The organism is Microbacterium sp. M (assembly GCF_045181065.1).
Taxonomy (GTDB): Bacteria; Actinomycetota; Actinomycetes; order Actinomycetales; family Microbacteriaceae; genus Microbacterium.
Genome location: NZ_CP173721.1, coordinates 484,825 through 503,855 on the forward strand (window position 1 = coordinate 484,825; position 19,031 = coordinate 503,855).

At 69.2% G+C, this 19,031-nt stretch carries 17 protein-coding genes; 9 read left to right on the forward strand and 8 right to left on the reverse strand.

Annotated elements, in window-relative coordinates; translation table 11 throughout:
* Positions 1-3: 3 nt before the first annotated feature.
* From ACI7YT_RS02285 to ACI7YT_RS02310, 6 genes are all read left to right on the forward strand, one after another.
* Positions 4-996, forward strand: a complete 993-nt coding sequence (locus tag ACI7YT_RS02285) for a carbohydrate ABC transporter permease (RefSeq protein ID WP_406248773.1) — start codon at positions 4-6, stop codon at positions 994-996.
* On the forward strand, positions 993-1,898 hold the full coding sequence (locus ACI7YT_RS02290; protein WP_406248775.1) for a carbohydrate ABC transporter permease: 906 nt from the start codon (positions 993-995) through the stop codon (positions 1,896-1,898). The genes ACI7YT_RS02285 and ACI7YT_RS02290 overlap by 4 nt, the downstream gene beginning before the upstream one ends.
* On the forward strand, positions 1,895-4,336 hold the full coding sequence (locus ACI7YT_RS02295) for a glycoside hydrolase family 2 protein (protein WP_406248777.1): 2,442 nt from the start codon (positions 1,895-1,897) through the stop codon (positions 4,334-4,336). Before ACI7YT_RS02290 ends, ACI7YT_RS02295 begins: the two co-directional genes overlap by 4 nt.
* Positions 4,333-5,280, forward strand: coding sequence for a glycoside hydrolase family 113 (locus ACI7YT_RS02300; protein ID WP_406248779.1), 948 nt, complete (start codon positions 4,333-4,335; stop codon positions 5,278-5,280). The genes ACI7YT_RS02295 and ACI7YT_RS02300 overlap by 4 nt, the downstream gene beginning before the upstream one ends.
* A 12-nt stretch (positions 5,281-5,292) precedes the next feature.
* Complete coding sequence (locus ACI7YT_RS02305) at positions 5,293-6,030, forward strand: sugar O-acetyltransferase (RefSeq protein ID WP_406248780.1); 738 nt, start codon at positions 5,293-5,295, stop codon at positions 6,028-6,030.
* 69 nt (positions 6,031-6,099) lie between these two features.
* Entirely contained in the window at positions 6,100-7,503 is a 1,404-nt protein-coding gene (locus ACI7YT_RS02310) for a hypothetical protein (protein WP_406248782.1), read from the forward strand.
* A gap of 63 nt (positions 7,504-7,566) precedes the next feature.
* Here the strand turns inward: ACI7YT_RS02310 and ACI7YT_RS02315 are convergent, their stop codons facing one another.
* The gene (locus ACI7YT_RS02315; protein WP_406248784.1) at positions 7,567-8,232 is read right to left on the reverse strand and encodes a type 1 glutamine amidotransferase domain-containing protein; all 666 of its coding nucleotides are present in this window, start codon (positions 8,230-8,232) and stop codon (positions 7,567-7,569) included.
* Between the two features lie 102 nt (positions 8,233-8,334).
* Here ACI7YT_RS02315 and ACI7YT_RS02320 point away from each other — a divergent pair, with 102 nt between their 5' ends.
* Entirely contained in the window at positions 8,335-9,246 is a 912-nt protein-coding gene (locus tag ACI7YT_RS02320) for a LysR family transcriptional regulator (protein ID WP_406248786.1), read from the forward strand.
* A gap of 1 nt (position 9,247) precedes the next feature.
* On the opposite strand, the gene ACI7YT_RS02325 is transcribed toward ACI7YT_RS02320, so the two are convergent.
* The 7 genes from ACI7YT_RS02325 to ACI7YT_RS02355 all read right to left on the reverse strand — a co-directional run bounded on the left by ACI7YT_RS02325 (position 9,248) and on the right by ACI7YT_RS02355 (position 15,577).
* Positions 9,248-9,826, reverse strand: a complete 579-nt coding sequence (locus ACI7YT_RS02325; RefSeq protein WP_406248788.1) for an antibiotic biosynthesis monooxygenase — start codon at positions 9,824-9,826, stop codon at positions 9,248-9,250.
* Between the two features lie 88 nt (positions 9,827-9,914).
* Entirely contained in the window at positions 9,915-10,706 is a 792-nt protein-coding gene (locus ACI7YT_RS02330) for an ABC transporter ATP-binding protein (RefSeq protein ID WP_406248789.1), read from the reverse strand.
* Positions 10,703-11,791 (reverse strand): FecCD family ABC transporter permease, encoded by a 1,089-nt coding sequence (locus ACI7YT_RS02335; RefSeq protein WP_406248791.1) that lies wholly within the window; start codon positions 11,789-11,791, stop codon positions 10,703-10,705. The genes ACI7YT_RS02330 and ACI7YT_RS02335 overlap by 4 nt, the downstream gene beginning before the upstream one ends.
* On the reverse strand, positions 11,788-12,816 hold the full coding sequence (locus tag ACI7YT_RS02340) for an iron chelate uptake ABC transporter family permease subunit (RefSeq protein WP_406248793.1): 1,029 nt from the start codon (positions 12,814-12,816) through the stop codon (positions 11,788-11,790). The genes ACI7YT_RS02335 and ACI7YT_RS02340 overlap by 4 nt, the downstream gene beginning before the upstream one ends.
* Before the next feature lie 10 nt (positions 12,817-12,826).
* Positions 12,827-13,717 (reverse strand): siderophore-interacting protein, encoded by an 891-nt coding sequence (locus tag ACI7YT_RS02345; protein ID WP_406248795.1) that lies wholly within the window; start codon positions 13,715-13,717, stop codon positions 12,827-12,829.
* Positions 13,714-14,679 carry an ABC transporter substrate-binding protein gene (locus tag ACI7YT_RS02350; RefSeq protein WP_406248797.1) on the reverse strand — a complete coding sequence of 322 codons (966 nt, stop codon included), beginning with the start codon at positions 14,677-14,679 and terminating at the stop codon, positions 13,714-13,716. The genes ACI7YT_RS02345 and ACI7YT_RS02350 overlap by 4 nt, the downstream gene beginning before the upstream one ends.
* 106 nt (positions 14,680-14,785) lie before the next feature.
* Entirely contained in the window at positions 14,786-15,577 is a 792-nt protein-coding gene (locus tag ACI7YT_RS02355; RefSeq protein WP_406248799.1) for a helix-turn-helix domain-containing protein, read from the reverse strand.
* A gap of 53 nt (positions 15,578-15,630) precedes the next feature.
* Between ACI7YT_RS02355 and ACI7YT_RS02360 the strand changes: the two genes are divergently transcribed.
* Both ACI7YT_RS02360 and ACI7YT_RS02365 read left to right on the forward strand, forming a co-directional pair.
* Positions 15,631-17,205, forward strand: a complete 1,575-nt coding sequence (locus tag ACI7YT_RS02360) for an ABC transporter transmembrane domain-containing protein (RefSeq protein ID WP_406248801.1) — start codon at positions 15,631-15,633, stop codon at positions 17,203-17,205.
* Positions 17,202-18,944, forward strand: a complete 1,743-nt coding sequence (locus ACI7YT_RS02365; protein WP_406248802.1) for an ABC transporter ATP-binding protein — start codon at positions 17,202-17,204, stop codon at positions 18,942-18,944. Before ACI7YT_RS02360 ends, ACI7YT_RS02365 begins: the two co-directional genes overlap by 4 nt.
* The last annotated feature ends 87 nt before the right edge of the window (positions 18,945-19,031 follow it).

The window sequence follows — 19,031 nt, forward strand, 5'->3', positions numbered from 1 at the left end:
GACATGGCCATCGCAACACCGGGCGCGGCACCCGCCGACAGCACTGCCGCCCTCTCCACCGTCACACGGAAGGGTCGGTTCGGCGGCGTGCGCCGTCGCACCGACCCGACCCGCGGCGGGGCCGCGGGCAAGAGTCCGCTCCAGAAGCTCACCCCCTGGTTCTTCCTCGCCGGGGCGGTCGGACTCCTCCTGCTGTTCACCTACTGGCCGGCGCTGAACCTGTTCTACTTCAGCGTCACGGACTGGGACGGCATCGACCTCGAGAAGAACTTCATCGGGCTGGACAACTACGTCGAGGTGTTCACCGACCCGCGCATCTTCTCGGTGTTCGGCGTCAGCCTCTACTACTTCGCGGCGTCCTTCGCACAGATGGCGATCGCGCTGTACTTCGCCACGATCCTGAGCTTCTCGACGCGGTTCTCGAGCCTGTTCCGCGGCATCCTGTTCTTCCCCTACCTGATCAACGGCGTCGCGATCGGCTTCGTCTTCCTCTATCTGTTCCAACCGGGCGGGACGCTCGACACCGTGCTCGGCTGGTTCGGCATGGTCGATCCTCCGCAGTGGCTCGGCGACCCGGACATCGTCAACTGGTCGCTCTCAGGCACCTCGGTGTGGCGCTACACCGGCATGAACTTCGTGCTCTTCCTCGGCGCCATCCAGTCCATCCCGCACGACCTGTACGAAGCGGCCGACCTCGACGGTGCCAGCAGGTGGCAGCAGTTCTGGGCCATCATCTTCCCCGGCATCCGACGGGTGATCGGACTCTCGTTCATCCTCGCGATCTCCGGCAGCCTCGCCGTCTTCGAGATCCCGTTCATCATGACCGGCGGTGCGAACGGCTCCGCCACCTTCGTGATCCAGACCCTGCAGACCGCCTTCACGTTCCGCAACGTCGGACTCGCCTCCGCGATGGCGGTGGTACTGCTGGCGATCGTCCTGGTCGTCACCTGGATCCAGCGCAAGGTGTTCCCCGACGAGAAGGTCGATCTGACATGACCACCACAACCGAACCCCAGCGCACCATGCCGGTGAGCACCACACCGCCGAGGACGATCCGCGGTCGTTCGTTCTTCGATCGACTCAAGAGCGGCAGTGCCACCACGGCGAAGTACACCAGCCTGGTGATCGCCGCGATCGTCACGCTCCTTCCCCTGTCGGTGCTGCTGTTCGCGAGCATGAAGACCGCCCAGGAGTACGCGCAGAGCGGTCCCTTCGATCCGCCGGCGAACTGGCTGAACTTCGAGAACTTCGTCACGGCCTTCACGAGCGGCAAGATGCTCGAGGGCTTCGTGAACACCACGATCGTGCTGGTCGTCTCGCTGGTCGGCACGATCCTGCTGGGCACCATGGCCGCCTACGCGCTGGACCGATTCGAGTTCCGCGGCAAGAAGCTCGTGTTCGCCCTGTTCCTCGTGGCCACGCTGATCCCCAGCGTGACGAGCCAGGTCGCGACGTTCCAGCTCATCAACGGCCTCGGCCTCTACGACACCAAGGCCGCGCTGATTCTGCTCTTCATGGGCACCGACATCATCGCGATCTACCTCTTCATCCAGTTCATGCAGTCGATCCCGGTGTCGCTCGACGAAGCGGCCATGATCGACGGAGCGAACCGCTGGACGATCTACTGGCGGATCATCCTGCCGCTGCTGAAGCCCGCGATCGCGACGGTCGTCATCATCAAGGGCATCGCGGTGTACAACGAGTTCTACACGCCCTTCCTCTACCTGCCGTCCGAAGGCCTGATCTCCACGTCGCTGTTCCGGTTCAAGGGACCGTTCGGCGCGCAGTGGGAGGTCATCGCCGCTGGTACCGTGCTCGTCATCATCCCCACCCTCATCGCCTTCCTCCTGCTTCAGCGCTGGATCTACAAGGGCCTCACCTCAGGAGCCGTCAAGTGACACTCGTCCGCACCCCGCTGCATTCCGACTGGACCGTTCGCGCCTCGCACGGACCGGCACCCGAGACCATCGACGGGCGGATCATCCCCGCCGCGGTTCCCGGTGTCGTGCACATCGACCTGCTGTCGGCAGGACTCATCCCGGATCCGTACCTCGACGACAACGAGTCGCTACTGGCCTGGATCGGGCTGGTGGACTGGACCTACGAGACGACGTTCGAGTGGACCGCTGATGCGCACACCCGGCACGACCTCGTCTTCGACGGTCTCGACACGGTGGTTCGGGTCCGGCTCAACGGCCACGTCGTGCTCGAGGCGGCCAACCAGCACCGCAGCTACCGGGTCGACGTGCGCGAGGCCCTCGTCGAGGGCATGAACCGGCTCGAGGTCGCGTTCCGCTCTCCGGTGCGGCACGCGAACGCGATGAGCCAGGAGCTCGCGCCGCGGCCGCGCGCGTACCCGACGCCGTTCGAGGCGATCCGCAAGTCCGCCTGCAGCTTCGGCTGGGACTGGGGCATCGCGACCGCGACGAGCGGGATCTGGCGCCCCGTGCGCCTCGAGTCGTGGTCGGTCGCCCGGATCGCCGAGGTGCGCGTCGCCGCCGACCGAGCCGAGCAGGGCGGGCGGCTCACCGCTCGTGTGCTGGTCGAGCGAGCGGATGCCGCAGACGCCGCACCCCTGACCATTGACGTCGCGGTGGCCGGTCGCACGGCGACCGTGCACGTCGCGGGCGACAGCGTCGACGTCACGATCGACGCGCCGGACGCCGGCCTGTGGTGGCCGATCGGCTACGGCGAGCAGACGCTGCACACGGCATCCTTCGCCCTGTCGGATGCCGACGGCGTCCTCGATGAGACCGAACGCCGGGTCGGCTTCCGGTCGGTCCGCTGGAACACCGAGACGGATGCCGAGGGCACCCCGTTCACCCTGGTCGTGAACGATCAGGAGATCTACGTCAAGGGCGTCAACTGGATCCCCGACGACGCGCTGTTCCCGCGCGTCGATCGGGCGCGCTACGAGCGCCGCCTCCGCCAGGCCGCTGCGGCGAACCTCAACCTCGTGCGGGTGTGGGGCGGTGGGATGTACGAGTCCGAGGACTTCTACGACCTGTGCGACGAGCTGGGCCTGCTGACCTGGCAGGACTTCCTGTTCGCCTGCGCGGCCTACCCGGAAGAGGAGCCGATCCGCAGCGAGGTCGAGGCCGAGGCGCGCGAGCAGATCGTCCGCCTGTCCGCGCACCCTTCCCTCGTGCTTCTCACCGGCAACAACGAGAACATCTGGGGCTACGAGGACTGGGGGTGGAAGCAGGAGCTCGACGGCAAGACGTGGGGCGCGTACTACTACTACGAGCTGTTCCCTCAGCTGGTCGACGAGTTGGCCGCCCACGTGCCGTACAGCCCGGGCAGCCCGTTCAGCCCCGGTGGACAGCACCCGAACGCCGAGCCGCACGGCACCATGCATCTGTGGGAGCAGTGGAACCGGCAGGACTACCTCACCTACCGCGACCACGAGCCGCGCTTCGTCGCGGAGTTCGGCTGGCAGGGTCCACCGGCGTGGTCGACCATGACCCGCTCGATCTCGGACGAGCCGCTGACCCCCGAATCGCCGGGCATGATCGTGCACCAGAAGGCGATGGAGGGCAACGTCAAGCTCACGCGTGGTCTGCTGCCGCACTTCCGCGTGCCGACCGACACCGACACCTGGCACTGGGCGATGCAACTGAACCAGGCGCACGCCGTGCGGTTCGCGCTCGAGCACTTCCGCTCGCTCGCGCCGCACAATTCGGGTGCCGTGGTCTGGCAGCTCAACGACTGCTGGCCGGTGACATCGTGGGCGGCGATCGACGGCGATGAGCGGCTGAAGCCGCTGTGGCACGCGCTGAAGAACGCCTTCGCGCCGCGGGTCGTCACGATCCAGCCGCGTGAGGCGGGGCTCAGCGTCGTCCTGGGCAACGACACGGGCGCGGAGTGGACCGGCGACCTCGTCGTCCGGCGCGTGCGCTTCGACGGCACGGTGCTCGCCGAGCAGACGGTGCCGGTCACGGCATCCGCTCGGGGTGGTGCGACCGTCGTGATCGCTCCCGACGTGGCGACCGCTCAGGATGCCGCGGGCGAGCTGATCGTGGCGAGCATCGGCGAGGCGCGCGGGTTCTGGTACTTCGCCGAGCCGCGGGACTCGCGGCTGCCTGCGGCCGATCTCTCGGTCGAGACGGTCGCGGTCGACGGCGGCACCGAGGTGCGCGTGATGGCGAACAGCATCGTGCGCGACCTGGCGGTGCTGGCCGACAAGGTGCACCCCGAGGCGTTCACCGAGGACGGCCTCATCACGCTGCTGCCGGGGGAGAGCGCGACGCTGCTCGTGCAGCACGCCGTGCCGATCGACGCGGCAGCCCTCGGCTCGGCGCGCGTGCTGCGCACCGCGAACGAGCTGGTCGTATGAGCGGTCTCGAGGGATACGTCGCGGGTATGACGTGGGGCTGGACGGGCATCCGCGGCACCTGGGCGGCGGGCGCGGCATCCGATTCGATGGCGGCGATGGTCGACCACGGCGTCACCTGGACCGCCCTGGCGTACGCGGTCGAGCAGGCCACCGCTCAGTCGACCGAGATGCCCTGGGATCAGGCCCCGACGGTCACCGAGGACGAGATCGTCGGCGCGATCCGGCAGGCCAAGGCGCACGGGCTGAAGGTGTGCCTGAAGCCCGTCGTGAACGTGTCCGACGGCACCTGGCGCGCCTACATCGGCTTCTTCGACTGGGATGTTCCTGGTGAGCCGAGCTGGACGCAGTGGTTCGCGTCGTACACGGAGTTCATCCTGCACGCGGCGCGGATCGCCGAGGCCGAGGGCTGCGAGATGCTCTGCATCGGCTGCGAGATGGTCCGCGCCGACGCGCGCGAGGCCGAGTGGCGGACCCTCGTCGCGGCGGTCCGCGAGGTGTACAGCGGCATCGTCACGTACAACTGCGACAAGTACCAGGAAGACCACGTCACCTGGTGGGAAGCCGTCGACGTGATCACCTCGAGCGGCTACTACCCGATCGACCGGTGGGATGCCGAGCTCGACCGCATCGAGAAGGTCGTCGAGGCATCCGGCAAGCCGTTCTTCTTCATGGAGGCCGGATGCCCGTCGCGCACCGGCTCACCGGACAAGCCGAACGACTGGAGCCTGCCTGGCGACCCATCGGGCGAAGAGCAGCTGCGCTACTACCGCGCCATGTTCGCCGCGTGCGAAGCACGCCCGTGGATGCGCGGTTTCATGCTGTGGGACTGGCCGCCCGCGCTGTACTCCGAGGCGGATGCGCCGGCGAACGACGACTACTGCCCGTACGGCAAACCGGCCGGGGAGTTCCTGCGGGAGACCTACCGAGCGAGGACGTCCGGCTGACCCCGCCGCTCTGTGCGTCGAACCGGTCGATGGCGCGGCGGCATCCGGCTCGAGCTGTCCGTTCGCACCGCTTTGGCCCATGTTGATGTCACGGTGCCTCCTCGGTTATGTTGGGAACGACAACATAACCGAGGAGGCACCGTGACCGGCGAACCCATCGATGCGCGAGTGCGACGTCTCGCGGAAGCGGACCCGGACCTGCGTCGTCTTCTCAGCGGTGACTGGATCCGCTACCGGACCTCGCCCGCTTTGCAGGAGCTGTCCTGGGAGGCGCATGCGATCTGCGACGAGATCAACCGCATCTTCTACGACGCGCCCGACCGAGCGCGACGCCTGTTCCGCGATCTGATCCCCGGTGCTGGTGACGGGATCGATTTTCGCCCACCGATCAGCATCGACTACGGCATGCGCCTGTCGATCGGTGATCGCACATTCCTGAACGCCGACTTTCTCGTCATCGGCGGAGGATTCGTCTCCATAGGTGCGGACTGTCTGATCGGCCCGCGTTGCGGAATCTACACGCCGAACCACGCCGAAGACATCGAGCGGCGACGGGAAGGATGGGAGCTGCCGAAGCCGGTCACGATCGGCGACAACGTATGGCTCGGCGGGTCGGTCACGGTCACGCCTGGAGTGACCATCGGCGAGAACAGCATCATCGGGGCAGGTTCAGTGGTCACACGCGATATCCCGGCCGACGTCGTCGCGGTCGGCAATCCTTGTCGGGTGGTGCGCGCCATCGCGCCGTAGCGACTGGCTCCCGGGCACCGGTGTCGACGGATTCTACGTCCGGAGGGCGCTTGGTTCTACGATGAACACGTGACCGAGACACCGGAGAATCCGCAGCCCACCCCGCCTTCCGTGCCGCAGCAGTCAGGCGCGGGTGATCACGTGTTCGAGGCCGTCACATCGTCGGGGTCAGCCGAGCAGGTCGCTCCCGTGCCGCCGGCATTCTCAGCATCCGACTCCGACCGGACGGACGCCACCCAGCCGGAGTTCGTGGCTCCTGGGGTGCAGGGGCCGGTGGTGCCCACCGAGACGCAGGGGCAGTCGTATCCGGATCAGCCGTATCCCGGCGACGCGTTTGCCGCGGCTCCTGGTGCATCGCCGGTGCAGCCGTATCCGGGCGCGCCCGGCCAGGCCTACCCGGCCGCGGGGTACGACCCGAACGCTCCCGCGTACGATCCGAACGCGCCAGGCGGCGTCCCGCCATACGGTGGCTATCCCGGCGCGGCGCCAGCACCCAAGAAGCCCCTGTCCAAGGGGGCGCTGTTCGGCATCATCGGCGGTGCGGCCGCGGTCGTCCTCATCATCGCCGCAGCCATCATCGTTCCCGCGATGCTGCGCGGGCCGGCGATCACGGCATCCGATGTCGTGGAGAGCTACCTGACGGCGCTGGCCGACGGCGATGCCGATGCGGCGCTCGAGTACGTCGATCCCTACGGGGAGGACACGCTGCTGACGGACGACGTCCTCGCGGCGTCTCTCGAGCTGGGCGCGATCGACGACATCGAGGTGACCGAGGTCGAAGAGAGCGACGACTACGAGACCCGCGTCCCCGTCACATTCACGATCGGGGGCCAGGGGGTCTCTCGCGACTTCCAGGTCTACAACTACGGCGCCGATGACGAGTGGCAGATCGCTGACGGTCTGATCGCGCTGTCGGGCTTCTACGGCTTCGAGGGTCTCGGTCTCACCGTGAACGGAGCCGAAGCGCCCGAGACCGCGTACGTCTTCCCCGGCACCTACGAGCTCGCGGTCGGCGTCGAGGAATTCACGATCGAGGGCGACACGACGACGTTCGTGGTCGCCTCCGATGCGGATGCCGAGGTGCTGTGGGACCTGCGTCCGGTACTCACCGAGGAGGGCACCGCGCAGTTCCGCTCCCTGGTACGCGCGTCGGTCGAGGAGTGCGTCGCGATGAAGACGCTCACGACGCCGTGCGGTCTGGATCTCACCGACATCGACCTCGACGGCGCCACGCCGGTCGACGAAACCGTCACGCGCACGATCACCGCCGAGGGCCAGTCGACGCTCGACACCCTGACCGCGGAGGTCTCCTCCGGCTCGATCGTCACGACGTACGACTCGGTCGACGTCGAGATGACTCTGCAGGGCGACCAGGGCGGAACCCGCGCCGAGTTCGAGGTGTGGTTCGGCGGTTACCTGAACTCTCCCACGGTCGACTTCGCCGCGGAGACCCCCGCCGTCGTGTGGGAGTGACCCGGATGCGACAGGGGTCGGGTGCCGCGGCATCCGACCCCAACGCGTCTCAGCCGGCCGCTGTCAGCCGAGCGCTTTCAGCAGAGCGAGGGCGGTCGACGCGGACGACTGCGGGTTCTGCCCGGTGATGAGTCCGCCGTCGACGACGACGTGATCGCTCCACGGCTCGGCGGTCTCCACCGCCGCACCCTGCGCGCGCAGCGCTGATTCCACCAGGAACGGCGCCCGGTCGGCGAGTCCTCCCAGGCGCTCCTCCTCGTCGGTGAAGGCGGTGATGCGCCGACCGGCGACGAGCGGAGTTCCGTCCGCGACACGTGCCGCGAGCAGCGCCGCGAGACCATGGCAGACCGCGGCCAGCGGACGACCCGCGTCGACCGTGGCGGCGATCAGTGCACCGGATGCGTCATCGTCGGCGAGGTCCTGCATCGGCCCGTGACCGCCGGGGTAGTACACCGCCGCATACTCGTCGGCATCCACCTCGGCGAGTACGAGGGGAGCGTCGAGACCGGAGATCGCGGCGATGGCCGCGGCATCCCCGTCCCGCAGGCTGCCAGGGTCGGCGACGGGAGCGACACCGTTCGGCGTGGCGAAGACGACGTCGTGGCCCGCGTCGGTGAGCAGCCGGTGCGGCGTGAGAAGCTCCTCCGCCCAATAGCCGGTCGGGTGCTCGGTGCCGTCCGTGAGCGTCCACGTGCGGGCGCCGGTGACGACGAAGAGGATGGTCGACATGCGTACTCCTTGATTCGAGGTGGTTCGAGCGGCGGCTGCCGCGGGCTGGCGATACTCGGAGCAACGACGGCCTCCAGCGAGCGATTCCGATACATTCTCGATATGGGCGATCAGATTTCCGATGGCTTGGACGGCCTGCCCCTGTGGCGCAGCTTCCTCGCGGTGCACCGTTCCGGATCGGTGTCGGCTGCCGCCCGGGTGCTCGGGGTCGCCCAGCCGACCGTGACGGCGCACCTGCAGACGCTGGAGCGCCTCGAAGGCGAAGCGCTGTTCGTCCGCACGGCGCGGGGGATGCTCCCCACGGCACGGGCGGACCAGCTGGCGGCTCGACTCGCGGAGCCGTTCGACCGGCTCGCCGAAGTGCTCGGCGGTGAAGCGACGAGTCCCGTCGAGCACCGCATCCGAATCGGAGGAGCCGCAGAGTTCACGGCATCCGTCGTCATGCCAGCGCTGGCGCAGGCCATCGCGGGCGGACTGCGGGTGCACGTCACGACCGGCCTGGCCGACGACCTGCTCGATGATGCCAGAGAGGGGCGTCTCGACCTCGTGATCTCCTCCGTCCGACCCCGCGGGCGGAGTCTTCCTGCGGTCGGTCTGATCGACGAGGAGTTCGTTCTGGTGGCATCGCCCGGTCTGGAACTCGACCCGGCGGAGGTGGCAGAGCGCGGCCCAGACGCTCTGCGCGCGTACCCGCTGCTCGCGTACGCGCAGGATGTGCCGATCCTGCGCCGCTACTGGCGTCACGTGTTCGACATGCGGCTGGATCGGGAGCCCGCTCTCATCGCTCCGGATCTGCGTGCTCTCGCGGCCGCGGCGGTCGCCGGCGCCGGCGTCACAGTACTGCCGACCTACCTCATCCGCGCCGAACTCGCCGACGGCAGGCTGCGGATGCTGGTGGCGACCGATGATCCGCCCATCAACACGCTGTTCCTCGTCCGGCGGCCGGGCGCGCCGGCCGAGGCATCCCGGATCGTCGAGGACGCGCTGCGTCAGGGGGTCGCCGGCTGGGACTGACTCAGCGCGCCAGCCAGCCCCGCAGGCTCCGCGTCACCCAGGGCAGCACCCAGTAGGTCATGACGGGCGTCAGCACGAGGGTGGTCACGAGCACGCGCACCCAGATCGGCAGGTCGCCGAAGCCGGGGACCGGTGTCATCAGGTACGTGAAGAGCAGGTTCACGGGGAAGAAGCCGAGCCAGATCGTGACCGCCTGCTTCCACCGCGCCGGGGCAGGGGCCGATGCGTCGGGCTGCGCGTCGGCGGGAAGCGGGACCGATCCGGTGGCCGGCTCGTCGAACCAGCCCTCGATCCCGGTGCGGCGCTTGGCGCGTTCGCTGAGGACGAGGCCCTGACCGGTCGAGTGCCATTCGGCGCGTTCGGCCGAGCTCTCCCAGGCCTCCAGCGTCTCGGTGTTCGCGAACCGGTAGAGCATGTACCAGACGTGCGAGCTCTCGCCGGCGCGGATCCAGCCCGATCCGAGGAAACCCGGGTGCTTGTTCGCGAGATTCACCCCGGTCTGCACCCAGGCGGTCGCCTCGGAGATGTAGGCCGGGTCGACTTCGCGGCGGATGGAGACGGTGATGGGTTCGCTGGACATGGGTGGCCCTCGGAGAGAATCGGATGCTTGTGGCGCATACGAGTGTAAGCCGAGGTTGTTTCCGTGACGTTGCCGGGGTCTCGCTGGATCAGCGCGGCACGACCAGCGGAGTGCCGGTGTGCGGGTCGGGGATCACCGAGCACGCCAGGCCGAAGACCTCCTCGACGCGCTCGGCCGTGACGACATCGGCGGGTGCCCCGTGCGCGACGACCTGCCCGTCGCGCATCATGATGATGTGATCGGCGAAGCGCGCGGCCTGATTCAGATCGTGCAGCACCGCTACCACCGTGCGTCCTTCGGCATGCAGGCGGTGGAACAGCCGAAGCAGGTCGTACTGGTGCGCGATGTCGAGGAACGTGGTCGGCTCATCCAGCAGCATGGTCGGCGCATCCTGAGCGAGCAGCATCGCCACCCAGACGCGCTGGCGCTGCCCGCCGGACAGTTCGTCCACGAGCCGACCGGCGAGCTCGGTCGTCCCCGTCGCGGCCAAGGCAGCCGCCACGGCGGACTGGTCCTCTCGAGACCACTGCCGCAGGATCGTCTGATGCGGGTGGCGTCCGCGGGCGACGAGATCGGACACCCGGATGCCGTCGGGGGCGATGGATGTCTGCGGCAGCATGCCGAGCGTCCGGGCGATCTGCTTGGTCGGCAGCTTCGCGATCGCGTCGCCGTCGAGCAGGATCTCGCCGGCGGTCGGCCGGATCAGGCGTGCCAGCGCGCGCAGCAGGGTGGATTTGCCGCACGCATTGGGACCGACGATCACCGTGAAGGAGCCCGTGGGGATCTCGACGTCGAGGTGCTCGGAGACGACGCGGCCGTCGTAGCCGATCGTCGCGTCGTGCGCGGACAGGCGCGCAGGGGTGGTCAGGGAGGTGGTCAACGTCTTCTCGCTTCGTGGATGAGGAGCCAGATCAGGTAGATGCCGCCGAGGCAGACGGTGATGATGCCGACGGGAAGCTGCGTCGGTGCGAACAGCCGTTGGGCGAGCAGGTCGCTCGAGACGAGCAGCAGGGCGCCGACCGCGGCCGATCCGGTCAGCGTCACGCTCGCCGATCCGGTGAGCCGGCGGCCGATCTGCGGAGCGGCCAGCGCGATGAATGCGATCGGTCCGGCCATCGCTGTGACGACGGCGGTCAGGCCGACCCCGACGACGATGAGTGCGATCCGCACGGGGCCGGTGCGGATGCCGAGCGCCGCCGAGGCGTCGTCGCCGAGTTCGAGCATGTGCATCCGGTCTGCGAGGGCTGCTGCCACCACCGCGAGCGGCACGATGAAGCAGGCGGCGATGCCGACCTGCTCTGCGGTGATGAGGTTGAGCGACCCCGCACCCCATGCGCTCGCCAGCAGCGCGATGTTGAGATCCGTATTGAGGATGATCCACGAGTTCAGCGAACCCAGCATCGAGGCGACGCCGATGCCGACGATGATGAGCCGGAATCCGTGGAAACCCCGCTGGAAGGCGAGCAGGTAGACGACGAGCGCGGTCGCCATGCCGCCGACGATCGCGGCCAGGGCCGTGGTCGCCGTGCTGACTCCGATCGTGGTGATCACCAGCAGCGCACCGGTGTACGCCCCCGCGTCGAAGCCGATCACGTCCGGGCTGCCGAGAGGGTTGCGGGTGAGCGATTGGAAGATCGCTCCGCCGATGCCGAGTGCGATGCCGAACAGGATCCCGGCGGCCACCCGCGGCATCCGCCAGTCGAGGATCACGAGCTCGGCTCGGGAGTCGCCGAAGCCGAGCAGAGTCGAGATCACCTCCGAGATCGAGAACGACGACTCGCCGACGCCGAGCGCGACGAGTCCGACGATGAGGGCCACCGCGAGGATGGCGATGGCGACCACCGATGCCCGCACGCCGATGCGACGCGAGAAGAGGGCGGTCTGCAGCGTGACGACGCGGCGGCCGGCCGCCACAGACCGAACGTCGGCATCGGTGCGTGCTGCGTCGTCCACCGGCGCCGTCACAGCCCGCTCGCCTTGCGTCGTCGGACGAGCGCGATCAGGACGGGCGCCCCGATCACGGCCGTCACGATCGAGACGGGCAGCTCACCGGTGGGCATCACCAGGCGGCCGACGACGTCCGCGGTGAGCAGCAGGAGAGGCGCGGCGAAGAGCGTGCCCAGAAGGATCCATCCCTGATGAGGGCCGACGAACCAGCGCACCGCGTGCGGCACCATGAGTCCGACGAACGCGATGGGCCCTGCGGCGGCGGTCGCCGCACCGCAGAGCAGGGTGACCGCCACGATGGACAGCACGCGTGTCAGGACGACGCGCGACCCGAGCGCCGTCGCCAGGTCGTCGCCGAGTGCGAGCGCGTTCAGCGCCGGAGCGAGACAGAACGCCAGGACGATCCCGATGGCGAGAAACGGCAGCACCGCATACACGTCGGAGGTCAGCGAGGTGAGTGAGCCCGCGTTCCACATGCGCATCGAGTCGAAGGCCTTCGGATCGAGCAGTCCGACCGCCGCGACGACACCGCCCATCACGGCGCCGAGGGCGACTCCGGACAGCGTCATCCGCATAGGATCCGGGGCGCTGCGTCCGGCGGTGCCGATGAGGTAGACGAGCACGGTCGCCAGAATCGCACCCGCGAACGAGAACCAGATGTATCCGCTCGCGGCCTGCAACCCGAAGAAGGCGACGCCCACGGCCACACCGAGGCTCGCCCCGGCGTTGACACCGAGGATGCCGGGGTCGGCCAGCGGGTTGCGGGTGAACCCCTGGATGAGCGCGCCGGCGATGCCGAGGGCGGCACCCACGGCGATGCCGATGATCGTACGAGGGACCCTCATCCCGCGCACGATCGCACCGGGGTCGCCGGCGCCGGAGCTGAGGCCGATCCACACCTCGGCCGGCGACAGTCGTTGCGAGCCGAACACGAGGCTGGCGACGCATACGAGTGCGAGGGCTGCGGCCAGGACGACCACGACCAGGGCCCGGTGCGCGACCGAGACCCGGGGCGTGGACTCCTCGGCGACGACGGCGCTCATGCGGCGACGATCACAGGCCGAGCTTCTCCAGCTCGGCTTCGTACTCGTCCTCGATCTCCTCCTCGGAGCGGGTCCGGTCGTCCCACATCGCCGTCAGGCGACCGAGGGTGACCTCGTCGAGACTGTTGTACTTCTCGCGCCACTCCTCGGCGTTCGCGGTCCAGTAGCCGATCACCTTGTAGGCGGTCGAGGGGAGCTTCAACTCGTGGCGCAGGTGCCTGCGCACGCCGCGGGTGGCCTTCGTCTCGCCGGCCACCCAGACGTACCCCGGCCCGTCCGGCAGATCGGATGCGCGCAGGATCTCCTCGATGCGGGTCGGGCCGTGGCCGTTGCCGCCGTGGACCCAGTGCAGTTCGACGCCGTCGGCGACCGCGATGTCCAGTTCGTCGTCGGCCGAAGCGACCTCCAGGACGACACGGGTGCGGACGCCGGTCGGGGCCGTCTCGGCGAGCCGTGCCGCGGCCGGAAGACCGGTGGCGTCTGCGATCAGCAGTTGCCATTCGATGCCGTCCTCGGGGGCGTACAGCCCTTTCGGGGTGTTCACGCCGACGACGTCCCCCGGCTGCGCACGAAGCGCCCACGCTGCGGCGACGCCGCCGTCGTGCACGACGAAGTCGATCGTGAGCTCCTGCGCTGCGGCATCCCATTCGCGCACGGTGTAGGTGCGCATCGGGGCCTGCTCGACCCCTTCGGGGAAGTCCCAGTAGCCGTCCTCCGTCGGGAACGGGAGGTTCGGCTCGGCCTGGTCGTCCTTCGGGAAGAAGACCCGGAAGTACTCGTCGCCGACGCCGGTCGAGACGAAGCCGTCCAATCCCTCTCCACCGAAGACGATGCGGACCATGCCGGGGCTCAGGCGTTCGACGCGCTGGGCGACGATGCGGTGCACGAGATTGACGCTCATCCGAGCAGCGCCTCCTCGACGATGGTCAGGAACGCGTCCTGGCCGCTGGGCGATCCGTAGAGCATCTCGTAGTTGTACGGGTAGTACTCGCCGCTCTTCACGAAGGGCAGGTTCTGCCACAGTTCGTTCTGCGACAGCGCCTCGTCGTCCTCCACCCAGAGCGTGCCGTCCTCCTCGGCACCCGTGAAGACCACGTCGATCCCTTCGAGCTGTCCGACCTGTTCCGGACTGAGCTCGGCGTATTCGTCGCTGGCCGGCAGTCCCTCTTCGGTCGCGTTCATGAGCGGCGACATCTCCAGGCCGAGGTCGGCGAACACCAGGCACGGCACGCCGTAGCAGGACGTGGTCACCTGACCCTCGAAGTAGCCGACGTCGGCGACGACGGGATGGATGTCCGTGGCATCCAGGCGCTCGCGGATATCCGAGACGCGAGCCTCGTACTGGTCGAGCCAGGCCTGCCACTGATCCTCGCGACCGAGGTCGGTCGCCATCTGCCCCGCGACGTCGCGCCAGTCGCCGCCGTCGAAGGCGTTGTAGGTGTAGGTCGGGGCGATCTTCTGCAGTTGCGCGTCGAGGTCCTTCTCGTAGCCGAGGCCGTTGAGGATGAAGTCTGGCTCGGCTTCGAGGACGGCCTCGAGGTTGAACTCCGGGTAGTTGCCGAACGTGTCGAGACCGGCGAGTTCCTCCTGCGGGAAGAAGTCGGGGAACGCGGTGAAGTCGTCGCGGATCGGCTGGGATCCGGCGAGCTCGTAGCCGAGGGTGATGAGCAGATCCACGTCCGTCGTGTAGAAGCCGAGGGCGGCCGTCGGCTCGGTGGGGATCTCGACGTCTGTTCCGGCCGGCGTCGTCAGCTCGATCGTCTCGGATGCCGTGGAGGAGGCGTCCGAGCTTGCGGAGGCGCAGGAGGTGAGGAGCAGTGCCGTCGCCGCAAGCGCGACGAAGGACAGGGGTGTGGAGCGCATGGATCGTCTTCCAGGAGGGGTTCGGGAGTGCCGGCAGCCCAGATAAGGCTTGGCTAACCTATTATGAATCGGGCGGGTGTCGCACAGCGGACAGACCGTGTCGTGCTCAGGCCGACTTCCGGCCGGAATCGTGCCGCGCCGAGGCGAACTCCCCCGGCGTACGGCCGAGTTCGCGTCGGAACGCCTGAACGAACGCGCTGGGCGTCGCGTACCCGGATCGCCGGCTGACGCTGGCGACGGTGTGGTCGGCCGCGAGCCACTCGATGGCCTTCCGCATGCGTGCGCGAGTCCGCCAGGTCGAGAAGCTCATCCCGGTCTCGATGACGAACAGTCTCGAGAGATTGCGCCCGCTGGCGCCGACGTGGCGACCCCAGTCCTCGATCGACCGGTCGTCCGCGGGGTCGGACAGCAGTCCTTCGGCCACCTGACGCGTGCGCGGATCGAGCGGCAGGGGAAGATCGACGGTGGCGGACTCGACGGGTTCCAGCAGATTCAGCGCCAGCTCCTCGGCGTGCAGCCGCGGCGTCCGGGCGAGGTACGGCGCCGCCTCCAGTCGATCGAGCAGCACGCGGACCACTTCGGGCATGGCGACGGCCGTCGTCGTCGTGCCGACGGCGTTCACATCACTGTCTACGTAGGTGCATCGGAACGTCGTCCCCGCCGCGGCGATCACGCGATGGGTGACCCCCGCCGGGATCCACAGGCCGAGAGTGCCGGGAATCGCGAAGTATCCGTGGTCGGTCTCGGCGGTGAGTGCGCCGCGGGTGCCCCAGAGCAGCTCGTGATGGTCCGGATGCGCGTGCGGTTCCCACTCCACGGTGTCCGCGAGAGCGAACGCGTTCGTGCCGATCCGCCAGCGGGGCTGCGCGTCGAGGTCTTGTCCGCTCTGCGACATCATCTGTCTGCCTATCGTCTTGCAGTCATGGTTAGGCGAACCTAAGCTATCACGACGTGCCCTCCTCCGTATCGCCCTGGATCCGCGGCCGTCGCGGTCTGCTGATCCGCGCATCCACAGGCTTCTCGCTCCACCAGGCCTGCGAAGCGGCCGTGCCCATCACGGTCGGTGTCGTCATCGACATCGCGATCGCCCGATCCGATCCGAGGGGACTCGCGATCGGCATCGGCATCCTGCTCGTGGTGTTCCTCGTGCTGATGCTCGCCTGGCGCGCCGGGGAGCTCGCCGCCGTGGCGCTGTACACCGAGATGGACTACACGACGCGTCGGAACCTGCTGGCCCGTGTGCTCGATCCGATCGGCCAGGCGCGGCGACGCGGGGGCGACACGCTCTCGACGCTGACCAGCGACGTCGGCGAGGCTTCGTCGGTCGCCTGGACCCTCGGTCGCGCGATCTCGTTCGCCGTCGCGATCGCGGTGGCGGCGACCGGGCTTCTGCTGGTGTCCGTGCCCCTGGGCCTCGCCGTGCTGATCGTGACCCCGGTGCTCGTCGTCGCCGTCCACTTCATCACCGGCCCGCTCGAGCGACGCACGGCGGCGGAGCAGGCGGCGCTCGCCGACTCCTCCGCCCTCGCCTCGGACCTGCTCTCGGGCCTGCGCACGGTCAAGGGGCTGAACGCGGAGGACGAGGCCGCACGCCGCTTCCGCGCCGCGAACACGACGACCCTGTCCGCGGCCCTGCGCGCCGCCAGGGCCGAGGGGATGTTCTCCGGCGTCACGACCTTGCTCTCCGGGCTCTTCCTCGTCGTCCTCGCGGGAATGTCCTCCCAGTTCGCGCTCGACGGCGCGATCACGGTCGGCCAGCTGGTGACCGTGGTCGGACTCGCGCAGTTCCTGCAATGGCCGGTCGCCTCGCTCGCCTTCGTGGGGCCCGAACTCGCCAAGGCCCGCGCATCACGGCGACGGATCGAGAAGCTGTCCGGAGGGGAGACGGATTCGCTCGGTGCTCCGGTGAAGGCGCCGCGCGGGGACGTGCTGATCGACGGCGTCCGACTGCCCTCGGGTGGGTCGGTGACCGTGCTCATCGCCGCCGGAGAACTGGTCGGCGTCGAGGCGGAGGAGGGCGACGCGATCGCGCTGAGCGAGCTCTTCGCCGGATCGATCCCCGCGGAGCGGGGGGTGATCCTGATCGATGGCGAACCGCTCGTGCGTCCTCCGCTGCCGGGGGACGCGCGCGTCGTCTCCGCACCGCACCAGGCCGTCCTGCTCACCGGAACGGTGGCCGAGAACGTCGGCGCGTCCGATCGTGACGACCTCGTGATCGCCGCCGCGCTCGGCGACGTGCTCGCAGGGGAGGGCTGGGGCCGCCAGGTCGGCGAACGGGGCATGCTCCTCTCCGGCGGCCAGCGGCAGCGCGTCGCACTCGCGCGCGCACTCGCAGCGCAGCCGAGCGTGCTCGTCCTGCGCGATCCCACGACGGCGGTCGATGCCGTCACAGAGGCGACGGTCGCCGATGGCATCCGGCGTCACCGGCGCGGGCGGACGACGATCCTGCTCACGCACAGTCCGACCCTGCTGGCCGTGTGCGACCGCGTCGTGAGGATCGGTCGGACGCAGGAGGTGCGCGCATGACGATTCCTCTTCGCACCGCTGATCCTCGGCGCACACGCAGGGTCCTCGCTGGTCTGGTGCGCCAGCACGCGACGGGTCTCGCGGTCGCCGTGACGGTTCTCGCCCTCGCGGCAGCCGCCGGCATCGCGACCCCGTTGATCCTCGGCGGCGCGATCGATGCCGTCACCGATGGGGACGGCGCGCTGGTGCGACTGCTGCTGATCGTGCTGCTCGCGACCGTCTTCGTCCAGGCGGTGCTCGCGACCGGATCGTGGATCGCCGTCGCCGGCGTCGGCGAACGGATGCTGGCGAAGCTGAGAGACCGGCTGATGACCCACATCCTGCGGATGCCGGAGCGCCGCGTCGAGGCCGCCGGTCGGGGGGAGCTGGTCTCACGGGTCTCGGGGGATGTCGCCGTCGTCGGGGACACGGTCTCCTCGGTGGTCCCGACGGCCGCCGGGGCGGCGTTCTCGATCGCCGCCGCAGCGGTGGGACTGGCCGCGATCGATCCCCGGCTGACGCTGGCGGCATGCCTCGCGGTTCCTGTCCAACTGGTCGCCCTGCGGCACCATCTGCGTCGCTCGATGCCGGTGTACCGTGCATCCAGGGAGGCCGCGGGCGAGCGATCGCAGCGGATGCTGGAGGGCATCGACGCGCACGCCACGCTGTCGGCCTTCGGCAGCACGGCCGGGGTCGAGGCGCGCGTCGACGAGTCCGCGCGTCGCGCCGCCGACCTCAGCATCCGCGCCGCTCGACTGGGAGTGCGCTTCTGGGGGCGGCTCAACATGGCGGAGTTCGTCGGTCTCGCCGCCGTGCTCGTCGCCGGTTTCCTCCTCGTGCAGTCCGGCGCGACGACGATCGGCGCGGCGACGGCGGCCGCACTGATGTTCTTGAACCTGTTCGGTCCGCTCGGCACGGTGCTCGCCGGATTCGACGATCTGCAGCGCGCCTCGGCGAGCCTGTCGCGACTGGTCGGCGTGCTGGACGAGCCCGTCGAGAGCGAGCGCGAGGTGCCGGATGCGCGGGAGGATGCCGTGATCGGTGTCCGGATCGAGGGCGTCGGCTTCTCCTACGGCGACGCCGCGGTGCTCGAGGACATCCATCTGGACGTCGGCCCCGGCGAGCACGTCGCGATCGTCGGCGCGAGCGGGGCAGGGAAATCGACCCTGGCGGCGATCGTGTGCGGGCGGCTCGCCGCGGCATCCGGTCGTGTGCGCTTCGAGGGGGCGAACGAGCCGCGCGTCGTGCTGGTCGCGCAGGAGAGCCACGTCTTCTCGGGTCCCCTGGCCGACGATCTGCGTCTCGTTCGTCCGGATGCGACGGACGCCCAGTTGACCGACGCCCTCGCCGACGCCGGGGCGGAACGGTGGGTGGCGAGGCTGGATGCCGGTGTCCAGACGGTCATCGGCGCCGGTGGCGTCGACCTCACCGATGTCCAGCGCCAGCAACTCGCCCTCGCGCGGGTCCGGCTGCGTGATCCGCACGTCCTCGTCATGGACGAGGCGGCCTCGGAGGCGGGCAGCGCCGACGGCGACGTCCTCGATCGCGCGGCGTTGCGCCTCGCACGCGGGCGGACCACGATCACGATCGCACACCGCCTCGAGCAGGCGAGCATGGCCGACCGGGTGGTCGTGATGGATGCCGGTCGCATCGTCGAGATGGGGTCGCACGACGAGTTGCTGAGCGCGGACGGCGGCTACGCCCGACTGTGGCGCGCGAGCGGACACGGAGAGGCACGTCAGGACGATCTCGCGCGGTGATCGCGCGGGGCCCTCGGGAAGGGAAGAGACCCCCGCCGACCCGATTCGGCGGGGGTCTCGTGCGGTGTGGGAACCGCGAGCGGGAGC